Here is a 13,350-nt window from a genome sequence, read left to right as displayed (position 1 = left end):
TCTCTCGATATATTTTAACCTTCAAACTTTTGCAAACAAAGCTCGACTCGGCCCCCGCGAACGACCGCATGCAGAAGACGGCCTGAAAATTGCTTTAAGTATAAAATTATCTCTTCCCATCCCTCACAGGCCTGTTAGCATCGAAGGGCCGAGCAAAAGGATGTCGCGTGTCGCAGCCTGCGCCAATGATAACAAAGGACGGCCGCTTCGCCTATGAAGCCGCGGGCGATCCGGGCGGAACACCTCTGATTTTCCTGCATGGCATCGGCGGTGCGGCACGGGCCTGGCGACAGCAGCTTGCGACATTCGGCGACCGCTTCCACGCGATTGCATGGGACATGCCGGGCTATGGCGGATCGGCGCCGCTCGCCAGCGTCAGCATCGCTGCCCTGGCGGACGCGCTTCAGCGCTTCATCGAGCAGCTTGGTGCGAACAAGCCCATTCTGGTCGGCCATTCCATCGGCGGCATGATCGTCCAGAAATGGCTGGTGCAATCCCCGAAACTGGCGCGCGCGATCGTGCTGGCGCAGACCAGCCCGGCCTTCGGCAAGGCCGACGGCGATTGGCAGAAATCGTTTATCGCCGCACGGCTCGGGCCGCTCGATCGCGGCGAGACAATGAAGTCGCTGGCGCCCTCTCTGGTGAAGGAACTGGTGGGCGACGATCCTGATCCCAAGGGAATGGAGCTTGCACGCGAGTGCATGGCAAGCGTGCCCGAGGCGAGCTATCGCGCCATGATGCTGGCCTTGATCGGCTTCGACCAGCGCAGCACCCTCAAGGATATTTCCATACCGACGCTGCTGCTGTCCGGCTCCAAGGACAACAACGCGCCAGCCCCGATGATGGCGAAGACGGCGACCTACATTCCCTCGGCTGAATATGTTGAGTTGCCCGGTGTCGGCCATCTTGCGAACCTCGAACGCCCCAACGCCTTTGACGAGGCCCTCGGCCGGTTCCTGAATCCCGTCGCGACCAAAACGTAGGATGACTGCGCAATGACCATGCAAGTCAGCAAGACCATCGGCGCGACTGACAAGGTCGCGCTGGACGCGCCGATCTTCGATCCCGTCGCATTCCGACTGAGCGACGAGCAGGCCGGCATCATCGCGCGCGCGCGCGAGATCGGCCAGAGCGTGTTCGCCGGCCGCGCAGCGACTTACGACCGCGAGGCGATTTTCCCGTCCGAGAATTATCGCGACCTGCATCGCGTCGGCTTGCTCGGTATTGCCGTGCCCAAGAAGCATGGCGGGCTCGGGGCGAATTATCAAACTTATGCGCTGGCGGCAGCCGAAATCGGCCGCTATTGCGGCGCGACTGCGCTCACGTGGAACATGCATGTCTGCTCGACGCTGTGGTCGGGCCCGCTCGCCGACGATCTCGACATGGATGCAGAGATCCGCGCCGAGCACGAGGGGCGACGTGCAGTCCACTACAAGCGTATCGTCGAGGACGGCGCGATCTATTCGCAGCCGTTCTCGGAGGGCGGTGCAGCAGCGGCAGGCGGCGTCGCTTTCGGCACGGAGGCACGGCCAGTCGAGGGCGGCTGGATCGTCAACGGCAAGAAGATCTTTGCATCACTCTCCGGCCATGCGGACTATTACGGCGTTCTCTGCACCGAGGTCGAGGAAGGCGAGAAGGCTTCGCGCCGCAATACGCTTTACCTCGCCATCCCCGCAAAATCGGAAGGCGTTTCGGTCGTCGGTGATTGGGATCCGCTGGGCATGCGCGGAACGGTCTCGCGCACGCTGCTGTTCAAGGACGTGTTCGTGCCGGCAGATTCGGCGCTGATGCCGCGGGGCGTCTATTTCCAGGCCGCGATGCGCTGGCCGCACATGTTCCTGACGCTGTCGCCGACCTATATGGGCCTTGCTCAAGCCGCCTATGACTTCACCCTCGGCTATCTGCGCGGCGAAGTACCGGGCATGCCGCCGGTCAAGCGCAGGATGTATCCGACCAAGCAGATTGCGGTCGCGCAGATGCAGATCAAGCTCGAGCAGATCAAGGCGATCTGGTTCCAGGCGGTCACCGAGGCGCGCGCCAATCCGAGCAAGGAGCAGGTGCTTCGCGCCTATGCCGCGCAATATTCGGTGATGGAGGGCGCCAATGAGCTCGCCGCGCTCGCGATCCGCACCTGCGGCGGTCAGGCCATGCTCCGCTCGCTGCCGCTTGAGCGCATCTATCGCGACAGCCGCTGCGGCTCGCTGATGTTGCCCTGGACAGCCGAGCTCTGCCTCGACCGGATCGGGCGCGAGGCGCTGTACGAGGCCGGCGAAACGGACGACTAACGGTGGATCTCTGTAGTCTGATCGATCGCAACGCGGCGTTCGCGCCAGACAAGACAGCCATTGCCTTCGAAGGCGAACGGTTGAGCTATGCAGCGTTCGCTGCACGCATCGAGCGAACGGCGGCGACATTGAAGCAGGAGCTCGGCGTCGGCCGGGGCGACCGCGTTGCGATCCTCAGTCTGAACCGGCCGGACTATCTGGTTCTGCTCTATGCCTGCGCGCGGCTCGGCGCGATGCTGGTGCCCCTGAACTGGCGGCTGGCTATCGCCGAGCAGCTTTTCATTCTCACCGATGCCGGCGCCAAGGTTTTGGTACTGGAGCAGGCATTCGAGGGGATCCTCGCCGAGCTTCAGGGGACTGCTGTTGTCGGGCTCGATTTCGAGCCGCCCCGCGGCATGACGCTCGAAAGTCTGCTGGCCCGTAGCGAGGGCACCGGCCGCAACCCGCACACTGATCTCTCCTGCCCGCTCCTCATTGTCTACACATCAGGAACGACCGGACGGCCCAAAGGCGCAGTGCTGCGCCAGGAGGCGCTGTTCTGGAACGGCGTCATGAGCCAGCACATGCATAACATGACGTCCGACGACCATGTGCTGACGCTGCTGCCATTCTTCCACGTCGGTGGCCTCAACATCCAGACCACGGCGGCGCTCCAGCTGGGCGCGACGGTCACGGTTCACGCACGCTTCACGCCGGACACCGCGCTTGCAGCCATCGAACGGGAGCGGCCAACCTTGACCGTGATGGTGCCGGCGATCATCCAGGCCGTAAGCGAGCATCCCGCCTGGGCCACGACCGACCTTTCGTCACTCAAAGCCGTCGCGACCGGGTCAACCATCGTGCCGCCGCATCTGATCGACCGCTTCGTCGCGCGCGGCGTCCCGGTGCTTCAGGTCTACGGCTCGACGGAAACTTGCCCGATTGCAGTCTACACCCGGCTTGGTGGCGATCTCTCGCGCGCGGGATCGACCGGGCTTGCCGGCCTGTGCTGCGAAGCGAAAGTGATTGATCAGGCCGGCAACGAGGTGCCGGCGGGCGCGCCGGGCGAGATCGCGGTGCGCGGGCCCAACGTGTTCTTCGAATATTGGGGCAATGCGGACGCCACGCGCGATGCGCTGCACGACGGCTGGTATCGTACCGGCGATATCGGCCTGTGCGACGCGGACGGCTATTTCTGGGTGCGCGACCGCAAGAAGAACATGATCATTTCCGGCGGCGAGAACGTCTATCCGGCGGAGGTCGAACGCGTCCTGCTCGAACATCCGGATGTCAGCGAATGCGCGGTGATCGGCCGGCCCGATCCACGCTGGGACGAGGTGCCCATCGCCTACGTGATCCGGCGATCCGGCGCTCGACTGCAAGCAGACGCGTTGAAAGTGCATCTCCAGGGACAACTCGCCCGCTACAAGGTTCCGCGTGACATCGTTTTCGTCACCGACCTGCCGCGCACGGCGCTGGGCAAGGTCCAGCATTTCCTGCTGAAGCAGCTTGATGCGCAATCGCGCGCGCAAGGAGAAGCATCTTGAATATTGCGGTTCTGGGTGGGGGAAACGGCTCTTTCGCGGCCGCGGGCGATTTTGCGCTGTCGGGACATGAAGTCCGGCTCTGGCGCCGCGACGCGGATCAGGTCGCAGCACATCGCGCCGCCGGATCGCGCATCCTGGTGAAGGATCATAACGGGCCTCACGACGTCAAGCTCGCGCTGGTCACGGCCGACATCGCCGAAGCCGTCAGCGGCGTCGAGCTGATCCTGTGCCCTGCCCCCGCCTTCGCACAGCCGGATATTGCGCGCCTGCTTGCTCCACATCTGCGGGATGGACAGGTCGTGTTTCTGCCGCCGGCCACGTTCGGCTCGATGATCTTCGCCCAGGCTGCACGGGATTCCGGCAACCACGCCAAGGCGAGCTTTGCCGAAACCGGGACCTTGCCCTGGCTGACCCGCAAGCACGGGCCGTTCGAGGTCGCGATCACCATCCGCGCCAAGCGACTGCCGGTCGGCGTTTTCCCGCTCGATCAGGCGCCGCGCGCACTTGAGGTGATCGGGCAGGCTTTCCCCGACGCGGTCGAGCCGTGCGGTGATGCCCTCTCAGGCGCGTTGATGAACGCAGGCCCGATTATCCACCCGCCGCTGATCGTGATGAATGCAGGCCCGATCGAGCATTTCAAAAAGTGGGACATTCACAAGGAAGGAACGCAAGCCGCGATTCGCCGGGTCACCGACGCGCTCGACGCCGAACGGATCGCCGTCCGTGAGGCGCTCGGATATGGCGCACCACATTTTCCGCTCGCCCATCACTATGCCAAGGAAGGCGATATCTGGATGTACGGCCGCGGCTCGCACGACCGGCTGACCGATTCCGGCGACTGGCGCGAGCGGATCATGCTGACCGAGCACCGCTACATGAGAGAAGATTTGCGGCTTGGGCTATCGCTGCTGGTCTCCGTCGCCGGCCTAGCGGGCGTGGCTACGCCGCTGGCCAAGGCATTCCTGGCCATTGGCGGCGCAATCTGCGGTGAGGACTTTGCGCAAGGCGGCCGAACCCTCGAGACGCTGGGGCTCGGCAATCTCGGCAAGGCCGATTTGCAGACGCTTCTTCGCGGGGGATTTTGACCGATGACCAGCCGAGCCATCATTGCCTGTCTCGGGGCCGGCCGCATGGGGCGCGGCATCGCCGTCGCGTTTGCCTACGCGGGGCATACGGTCACGATGATCGACATCAAGGCCCGTTCAGTGGAAGATTTCGCCAGGCTGGAGGCAGATGCGCTCGGCGAAGTCACGACGACCTTTGCCAGCCTGTCGAAGCTGGGGCTACTGGCCGAGGCGGATGTCGATCCGCTGATCGCGCGGGTCTCGGTGGTGCCGGCCAACCAGAGCGGTGCGGCACTGTCCGATGCTGGAATAGTCTTTGAAGGGGTTCCCGAAGTCGTCGAGCTCAAGCGAGATGTGCTGGGGGCGGCCTCAAAACAAGTCGGCCCCGATACGATCATCGCATCGACGACCTCGACCATTCTTGTCGACGATCTCTCGGGCGCGATCGTGAACCCTCGCCGCTTCCTCAACGTGCACTGGCTCAATCCGGCCTATCTGATTCCGCTGGTCGAGGTTTCGCCCGGTAAAGCCACCGATCCCGCTGTCATCGACGAGGTCAAGGCGCTGCTCGAAGGCATCGGCAAGGTGCCGGTGGTCTGCGCGGCGACGCCCGGCTTCATCGTTCCGCGCATCCAGGCGCTGGCGATGAACGAGGCCGCGCGCATGGTCGAGGAAGGCGTCGCCAGCGCAGAAGACATCGACAAGGCGATCCGCTACGGTTTCGGCTTCCGTTACGCCGTGCTTGGGCTGCTCGAATTCATCGACTGGGGCGGCGGAGACATCCTCTACTATGCCAGTCGCTATCTCGAAGGCGCACTCGGCAGCGACCGCTATCGTGCGCCGGAGGTCATTTCGCGGAACATGCACGAGGGCCGGATCGGCCTGCGCACAGGTGCAGGCTTTCTCGATTATTCCGGCCTCGACATCGACGCCTACCGGGCAAAACGGCTTCAGGCCATGGTCGACCTGCTCCGGCACTTCGACCTGGCGCGGCCACCGGTGCTCGATCGCGGTTAGCCGAAGACGTCCTGCAGCACCCCTTCACGCACCACCGCGACGCCGTCGAGCTCGATCGTCGTTCCCATCATCGGCAGATCGAAATGGCCCGCCGTGTAACGGCCGGCGAATTCGTTGGCACCGGTCGAGAACAGAAAGTTGCCGGACACAGCGCGAATTTCCGTGCCGTTGGTATCGCGCTGGTCATACATCGACAGCGCCTCGTAGCGAGCGGCCGGATTCATGCCGAAGCCGACATGCGATACCGCATAGGCTTCCCGATCGCCCCAGGCGGCAAGATAGGCACGCATCATTGCGGCATCGGTGCCCTCGCCTTCCAGCTCGACGACATAATCGTCCTTCAGCGTCATCTTCACCGGCGATGTCAGGTAGCGCTTGAACGTGAGATTGATGTCGCCGGGCGCCATCACCAGCGTGCCGTTGATCGTTCCGCTCTTGGGGAAGCTGACAACGATGCCGCCGGGCCAATGCGCCAGCGTACCGGGCTTGTCCGTCCAGCCCCACACGCCGACCGTGGACGCGCCGACCATATCGACGTCGAGCGCCGTGCCGGCCTTTGACGTCACCCGCATCCGCTTGGTCCCGCGCAGCATCTTCGCCGCTGCGCGAACGCGCTTCTCGAGCGCCAGATCCGGCACCATTCGCTCCAGCGCCTCGGGATGCTCGTTGGAGATCACCAGGATACGCGCGCCCGCCTTAAGGATCTCTGGTGTCTCGACCGCATGCATCAGGCCCTCGATGGTGCAATCCACCACGAAGCCGGCCTGTTGAAGCGCAGTGATGACCGGACCAAGCCGCTGGATCGCCTCGCTTGCACCTGTCGAGCGAACCGGAACGATATTCCGGTTACGCGGGGTCGGCATGACCAAGTGAAACGGTCGCGCGCCCATCCGCAGCAGCGCGAGCTCCGCCAGATGAACATTCAACGCACGTGACTGGGTTTCCGAGAGGATCGCCGCGGTATCGCCGGCCTTGACGGCGCATCGCTCAAAAATCTCGCAAAATGCGTCGATCCATTTTGCCTCGATGCGATCAGCCAGCATGGTCTACTCCCCGGTCTTCCTGTTTCTTCTTCGTCAGTTCATGCTTCGGGGAACCCCCGCAGCAGGTACGCGCGCACTGCCCCGAGCAGGCCATTCAGGATCAGGCCCAGCAGCGAGATCGTGATTAGCGGAACGAACATATCGACGGCCTGAAAAGTCCGGGCCGCCGTCACGAGGACATGTCCGAGCCCGTCGCTCGACGTGATCATCTCCGCCAGAAACACCACGATACAGGAAATGACAAGGCCGATCCGGCAACCGGTCAGGATCGACGGCATCGCCGCCGGCAGCACCACCTTGAACAGGATCTCATATCGCGGCGTTCCCGCCGCCATGGCCGACCAGATCAGTTTCTGCTCCACCGTCGACGCGCCGTAATAGGTAGACAACAGAATGGGAAAGAGTGCATCCGCCGCCACCAGCGTGATCTTCGATCCATGCCCGAAGCCAAGCAGCAGCAGCAATGCTGGATAGAGCGCGACCTTAGGCAAGGGCGCGAGTACGCGAACGATCGGCCGGACCACGGCGTTGATAGCCGGACTGGCGGCGGCGGCGATGCCGATGCTGACACCGAGCACGACCGCAATCGCGAAGCCGGCAAACAACCGGATCAGGGTCGCCGCAATCTCCTGCTGGAACGTCCACGTCACGAGTTGCTGAAGCAACCGAACGAAGACGTATCCCGGCGGCGGCAGCAACACTGCAGGCGCGAAGCCAAATGACACAAGGCCTTGCCACAGAGCGATCACCAGCACGATCGGCGCGAGCCCGAGGATAATGCTGGTGGAGCGAAGCTGTGGCATCATGAGAAGCTCAGCGGCATGTCGAACTGCGGTTCGGACCAGCGCACCAGCCTTGCGCGGACCCGCTCGAAGATCGCATCGAGGCAGATTCCCATCGCGCCGACGATGATGATCATCGCAAAGACGGTATCGTATTGGCCCATGTCGAGTGCGTTGAACAGGATGTTGCCGGCGCCGGACTGACGGGCGATCATCTCGCTGGTAATCATCGTGATCAGCGCCAGCACGAGTCCAGTGCGGCAACCGGTCAGAATTTCCGGAAGCGCCGCCGGCAGTACGATCCGGACCAGCCGTTGCGCAGGCGAAAGCCCCATCGCCGCGCCCGACCACAGCATCTTCTCCTCCACCGCCTTGGCGCCTTCGAAGCTGTGATAGATTACGGGCAGGCTGACGCCGAGAAAGATCACCAGCGTCTTCGTGACGTCGCCGACGCCCAGCCACAGCATGATGATCGGCATCAAGGCTGCCTTCGGGACCGGGTAGATCACCATCAGGAGCGGATTGAAGAAGGCCGCGACGGCCCGGCTGCGGCCCATCAACAGGCCGAGCGGGATCGAAACCGATACCGCTATGCCAAATCCGATCGCCATGCGGCGGAGCGAGGCCAGGATGTTGATCAACGATTCCTTGTCGCCAAGAATGTCCGGGATTGCACGGATCGCCTCGATCGCCGTTGGAAAGCTATCATTCTTCAACGCGAGGGACGCCGCCTGCCACATCGCCAGCAATCCGATGCAGGCAAGCACCGGGGCAGCACGTCTCGCCAAGCCGGCGGGCGATATCATGACGGAGACCCGACAGGGTCGGTCTCGTCGAACATCCGCTCGATATCGACAACGTATTTCTGATAGCGAGGGTCGAGCAGCAGCTCGCTGCGTCGGCGCGGCCGCGGCAGATCGATGTCGATGACCTCGCGGATGCGGCCGGGAGACTTCGACATCATCACGACCTTGTCTGACAGGAAAACCGCTTCGTCCACCGAATGCGTGACGAACAACACCGTCTTGCGATCACGCTCCCAGATATTCAACAGATCGTTCTGCAGGCGCGTTCGCGTGTGAGCATCGAGCGCGCCGAACGGCTCGTCCATCAACAGAACCTCAGGATGGTAAGCCAACGTTCGAGCCAGTGCCACGCGCTGCTTCATGCCGCCGGACAGCTCCTTGGGATAGAAATTCTCGTAGCCCTTGAGCCCGACCATCTCGATCAAGGCCCGGCTCTGTGCTTCCGCCTCGGTGGTGCGCACGCCCTGCTGGCGAGGGCCATACATCACATTGCCCAGCACGGTCTTCCACGGAAACAACGCGAACTCCTGGAACACCGGACCGCGATCCGGCCCTGGTCCCGTGATCGTCCGTCCCCTGATCTTCGCTGAGCCGCTGGTCGGGCTGACAAAGCCGCCGACGACGTAAAGCAATGTCGACTTGCCGCAGCCGGACGGACCAAGGATGGAGACGAAGGCTCCCTCGTCGATCGCCAGCGAGATGTCCGACAGCGCCACATGATCCTTGCGCGCCGAGGTCTGAAATACCTGCGAGACGCTCTCGATCTCGATGATTGCAGAAGCCGGTTTTTGCGGCGTCACCGGTCTCACCCATTCGCTCGATCTCGAAGGCACTACCTTCATCCCGTCTCACTTCGTTCGCGCGCGAACCCTGCGCAACAGATTTGCTGAATGTCCTCCGTCAGCGGCACCAGCTTAGCAAGAAACTTGCCAGACCACGGGCTGTTTTCGGGCAAGTGCGCCGCGTCATCCGAACCAGGGCCATTCTGCGGGCCCCTCATGCGTCACGGCCCCGCCCGGTGCCTGCCCAACCAATCGCGCATATTTGGCGAGGGCGCCGGCACGATGACGAGGCGGACGCGGCTTCCAATCGTGTCGGCGAGCAGTGAGTTCCTCCTCGTCGACCAGCATATCCATCCGCCGGTTCGCGGCATCGATCCGGATCCTGTCGCCATCGCGTACCAGCGCCAGGGGACCGCCGACGAAGGCCTCGGGGGACACATAGCCGATGCACATTCCGCGCGTGGCGCCGGAGAACCGTCCATCCGTGATGAGGGCAACCTTCTCGCCCATGCCCTGTCCGTAGATCAGCGCAGTGACGCCGAGCATCTCGCGCATGCCGGGGCCGCCCACCGGCCCCTCGTTGCGGATCACGAGAACCTCGCCCGCCTGATAGGTGCGATCACGAACCGCCGCGACGCAGGCCTCCTCGTCTTCGAAAACGCGCGCCACGCCTTCAAAGAACTGGCTCTTCAGACCCGCGACCTTGATGACCGCGCCGTCGGGACAGAGGTTTCCCTTCAGCACCGCGACGCCGCCATCTGGCATGATCGGCGCGCGAGCCGCGTAAACGACCTCTCCGTCAGGTGCATTGGCGGCGCCATATTCTTCGGCAAGTGTACGGCCTGTGACAGACAAGCAGCTGCCATCAATATGCCCGCTCTGGATTAGCTCCCGGATCACCACGGCGGCGCCGCCGATATCGTAGACATCCTTTGCCGTATATTTGCCTCCCGGCCGCAGATTTCCGATCAAGGGCGTCCTGGCAAAAACCTCGCCGACATCATCGATCGTGAATGCGATCCCGGCCTCGTTCGCGATCGCCGGCAGATGCAGGGCAGCATTGGTCGAACCGCCCGTGGCAGCCACGATCGCCGCCCCGTTTTCCAGGGATTTCCGCGTCACGATGTCGCGCGGCAAAGGCCCGCCGCGCTCCAGCATCTCCATGATGAGGCGCCCGGCTCGCCTGGATATCTGCGCGCGCTCGGCATAGACACCCGGCACCATCGACACGTTGGGAATGGTGAGGCCCATCGCCTCCGAGACCATTCCCATGGTGTTGGCAGTGAATTGGCCGGCGCACGCGCCGATGGTCGGCAGGCAGGCCCGCTCGATCCGCTCGAGCGTGGCGCCATCGATCTCTCCCGTCATGAAGCTGCCGACAGCCTCATAGGAGTCGAGCACGGTCAGGGTTCGCCCGTCCACGCGACCCGGCAGCGAGCTGCCGCCATAGATGAAAATGGCCGGCACGTTACACCGGACCATGCCCATCATCACGCCGGGAAGCGTCTTGTCGCATCCGCCGTAACCGATCAATGCATCGTAGGCGAGCCCATGGACGACGGCTTCGATCGAGTCGGCAATCAGCTCCCGCGAAAACAGGGAGAACTTCATCCCCTCGTGATTCATGCTGATACCGTCGGAAACCGATACGGTCGAAAACTCGCGCGGCGTGCCGCCGGCCTCTTCGATTCCGGTCTTGGCCGCTGCGACCTGAAAGTCGTGCGTCATGTTGCAGGGCGTCTGTTCGCCCTTCATGCTGACGACGCCGACCATCGGCTTGGCAATCGCAGCGTCGTCGAGCCCCATGGCGCGCATGAACGCGCGGTGCGGAGCCCGGTCGAGACCCTCCGTCGTGATCCGAGATCGGAGCTTCTTCATACGTGCATCTTCTTCATGCAACGTCCCGGATCATCCTGGACGCCGCATCCTTCCCGCTCGGTTCATTCGTCCGATCGCCTATTGCAGCGGAGCGACGATCGTCGAATGCTTGAATTGCGCGACATCCAATTTTGGCAGCATCCCTGTCTCGGCGTAGATGTCCAGCATCTTCTGGATCGCGGGGAAATTCGGTGCCGCGCCCGGATCGCGGCCGAAATCATTGTCCTTGAGCAGATAAGTCTCGAGAACCGGAATAGGTGCCTTCAGGACTTCGTTGACGACCTTCAACGTCTCTTCGCGGTTGGCCAGCGCTTTCTTCATGCCAGAGGTAATGTCACGCACGTAAGCCTTGACCAGTTCCGGGTTCTTGTCGACGAAATCGGCACGGCAGGCTTCCAGGATGTGCACGATGTTGGGCATCGCCTGCGACAGCGAGAACAGTTTGCGCGTGCCGCCCTTTGCCTCCGCGCGCGCCGCAAACGGCTGGTTCATGTTCACCGCATCGACGCGGCCCTGCCGCAACGCATCCTCGGAGACGGCAAAGCCGACCTCGACCAGCTTGATGTCCTTGGCCGGATCGATGCCATTCTGCTTCAGCAACAGATTGAACGGGCCTTGGGTGCCGCCGCCGATCACGGAGATTCCCACCGTCTTGCCTTTGAGATCGGCGATCGTCTTGATCGGGGAGTCGTCCATGACAGCCCAGTAGACCGAGAAACCGCCGGCCTTCTCGAAGACATGCTGCGCCACGATGTAGGCCTTGAGGTTACCGCCAACGACGCCGTTGGCGAGCGACAGCGGCGCCTGGGTCGCGCAATCCAGCGCGCCGGCCGCCAACGCCTGCGTCATGGGAGCGGTGCCCTGAAACTGGGTCCATTCGATGTTGTAGGCCTTGCCGATATTGGGAAACTCAGCCGGCCGGCGCATCATCCAGTATTTGGATTCCTCGGCCGGAATCGTCCAGCCGACGCGAATTGTCTGCTGCGCCCATGACGAGCCTGCGCTCGCGCTCACGGCCGCTGCCGCCCCCAAAGCCAGGATCCACTTCGAAACGGTTCGCATCGTGCCCACTCCGCTGCCCAGGCGCCGACCGGCGCCATCCAACCCGACCGCGCCAAATGTTTCATGGTTCAAACAATCAAGCAAGCCATGCAGGCCGGGCGCTTTCGTGGTGGAATACGCCATGTATGGTAGTGCAGCGTCGCGGAGCGACAGATGGAGACAATCTATGGCTGAGGGGAGAAAGACAAACCCGCAAAGCGTCGAGCGGCTCGGCTATATCGGCCTTGGATTGATGGGGACCCCGATGACCCGGCGGCTGCTCAAGGCCGGCCATCAGGTCACTGTCTGGAACCGTTCGGAAGGGAAGATAGCCGCGCTCGTCGAGGCTGGTGCCAGGCGCGCAGCCACCCCCCGTGACTTGATGGAGAGCTCGGACATCGTCTTCATGTGCGTGACGGATGCGGCTGCCGTGGAAGAGGTGATCTTCGGGGTCGAAGGCAGCTCAACTGCGCCCGGCGCAGGCAAGCTCGTGGTCGACTTCTCGTCCATCCATCCTGATGCCGCACGGGATCTTGCAACACGATTGTTAGCCGCGAACGGCGCGGGCTGGATCGATGCGCCGGTCTCCGGTGGTACCAAGGGGGCCGAGGAAGGCACGCTTGCCATCATGGCCGGCGGAAAATCCAGCGATATCGAGCGGGTCCGCCCCTACGTGCTGGCTATGGCACGCAGGCTCACCCACATGGGCCCGACCGGCGCCGGCCAGACCACAAAGCTATGCAACCAGGTGATCGTCGGATGCGCGATGGCTGTTCTTGCGGAGGCAACTCGCCTTGCCGTGAACGCCGGAATCGATGCCAACCGGTTGCCCGAAGCACTCGCCGGCGGCTTCGCGGACTCCATTCCGTTGCAGCTGTTCGTGCCGCGGATGGTCCAGGGTATTCACTCACCGCCGCTTGGTCACATCGCTACAATGCTCAAGGACCTCGATACGGTCGCCGATGTCGCGCAGACGACATCGACGCCGGTGCCCATGGCCTCTCTCGCAGGACAACTTTTCAGGCTCGCCAAAGCCGCGCGCGGCGCGGACGCGGATGCGCTCGAAATCTACAAGCTTTCGGCAGGGTGCGCTGAACCGACGACCGCAAGCTGAAGCACACGTCGA

At 63.2% G+C, this 13,350-nt stretch carries 12 protein-coding genes; 6 read left to right on the top strand and 6 right to left on the bottom strand.

Annotated features, from left to right (window positions below):
- Positions 1 to 167: 167 nt before the first annotated feature.
- Genes ABIC03_RS10330 through ABIC03_RS10310 form a run of 5 tightly spaced genes read left to right on the top strand, consistent with a single transcriptional unit; the run spans position 168 to position 5,892 of the window.
- Positions 168 to 983 (top strand): alpha/beta fold hydrolase, encoded by an 816-nt coding sequence (locus ABIC03_RS10330; RefSeq protein ID WP_502916873.1) that lies wholly within the window; start codon positions 168 to 170, stop codon positions 981 to 983.
- 12 nt (positions 984 to 995) lie between these two features.
- Positions 996 to 2,285: an acyl-CoA dehydrogenase family protein gene (locus ABIC03_RS10325; RefSeq protein ID WP_354057760.1), complete on the top strand. Its 1,290-nt coding sequence runs from the start codon at positions 996 to 998 to the stop codon at positions 2,283 to 2,285.
- Between the two features lie 2 nt (positions 2,286 to 2,287).
- A complete protein-coding gene (locus tag ABIC03_RS10320) occupies positions 2,288 to 3,811 on the top strand; it encodes a class I adenylate-forming enzyme family protein (protein ID WP_354057758.1) in 1,524 nt (507 codons plus the stop codon).
- Entirely contained in the window at positions 3,808 to 4,896 is a 1,089-nt protein-coding gene (locus ABIC03_RS10315; protein WP_354057756.1) for an NAD/NADP-dependent octopine/nopaline dehydrogenase family protein, read from the top strand. The genes ABIC03_RS10320 and ABIC03_RS10315 overlap by 4 nt, the downstream gene beginning before the upstream one ends.
- A gap of 3 nt (positions 4,897 to 4,899) precedes the next feature.
- Positions 4,900 to 5,892, top strand: a complete 993-nt coding sequence (locus ABIC03_RS10310) for a 3-hydroxybutyryl-CoA dehydrogenase (protein WP_354057754.1) — start codon at positions 4,900 to 4,902, stop codon at positions 5,890 to 5,892.
- Here the strand turns inward: ABIC03_RS10310 and ABIC03_RS10305 are convergent.
- From ABIC03_RS10305 to ABIC03_RS10280, 6 genes are all read right to left on the bottom strand, one after another.
- Positions 5,889 to 6,935: a 2,5-dihydroxypyridine 5,6-dioxygenase NicX family protein gene (locus ABIC03_RS10305; protein WP_354057752.1), complete on the bottom strand. Its 1,047-nt coding sequence runs from the start codon at positions 6,933 to 6,935 to the stop codon at positions 5,889 to 5,891. The two genes, ABIC03_RS10310 and ABIC03_RS10305, sit on opposite strands and share 4 nt — an antisense overlap.
- Positions 6,936 to 6,973: 38 nt before the next feature.
- Complete coding sequence (locus ABIC03_RS10300; protein WP_354057750.1) at positions 6,974 to 7,741, bottom strand: ABC transporter permease; 768 nt, start codon at positions 7,739 to 7,741, stop codon at positions 6,974 to 6,976.
- Complete coding sequence (locus tag ABIC03_RS10295) at positions 7,738 to 8,523, bottom strand: ABC transporter permease (RefSeq protein ID WP_275169798.1); 786 nt, start codon at positions 8,521 to 8,523, stop codon at positions 7,738 to 7,740. The genes ABIC03_RS10300 and ABIC03_RS10295 overlap by 4 nt, the downstream gene beginning before the upstream one ends.
- Entirely contained in the window at positions 8,520 to 9,365 is an 846-nt protein-coding gene (locus ABIC03_RS10290) for an ABC transporter ATP-binding protein (protein WP_354057747.1), read from the bottom strand. The genes ABIC03_RS10295 and ABIC03_RS10290 overlap by 4 nt, the downstream gene beginning before the upstream one ends.
- 123 nt (positions 9,366 to 9,488) lie before the next feature.
- The gene (ilvD, locus tag ABIC03_RS10285; protein ID WP_354057745.1) at positions 9,489 to 11,183 is read right to left on the bottom strand and encodes a dihydroxy-acid dehydratase; all 1,695 of its coding nucleotides are present in this window, start codon (positions 11,181 to 11,183) and stop codon (positions 9,489 to 9,491) included.
- 78 nt (positions 11,184 to 11,261) lie between these two features.
- Positions 11,262 to 12,245 (bottom strand): ABC transporter substrate-binding protein, encoded by a 984-nt coding sequence (locus ABIC03_RS10280; RefSeq protein WP_027566680.1) that lies wholly within the window; start codon positions 12,243 to 12,245, stop codon positions 11,262 to 11,264.
- A gap of 121 nt (positions 12,246 to 12,366) precedes the next feature.
- Here ABIC03_RS10280 and ABIC03_RS10275 point away from each other — a divergent pair, with 121 nt between their 5' ends.
- Positions 12,367 to 13,338 (top strand): NAD(P)-dependent oxidoreductase, encoded by a 972-nt coding sequence (locus ABIC03_RS10275; RefSeq protein WP_354057742.1) that lies wholly within the window; start codon positions 12,367 to 12,369, stop codon positions 13,336 to 13,338.
- The last annotated feature ends 12 nt before the right edge of the window (positions 13,339 to 13,350 follow it).

This window comes from Bradyrhizobium sp. RT6a (assembly GCF_040547675.1).
GTDB lineage: Bacteria > Pseudomonadota > Alphaproteobacteria > Rhizobiales > Xanthobacteraceae > Bradyrhizobium.
The sequence above is the reverse complement of the archived record's forward strand: the minus strand, read 5'-3'. Positions and strand labels throughout refer to the sequence as shown.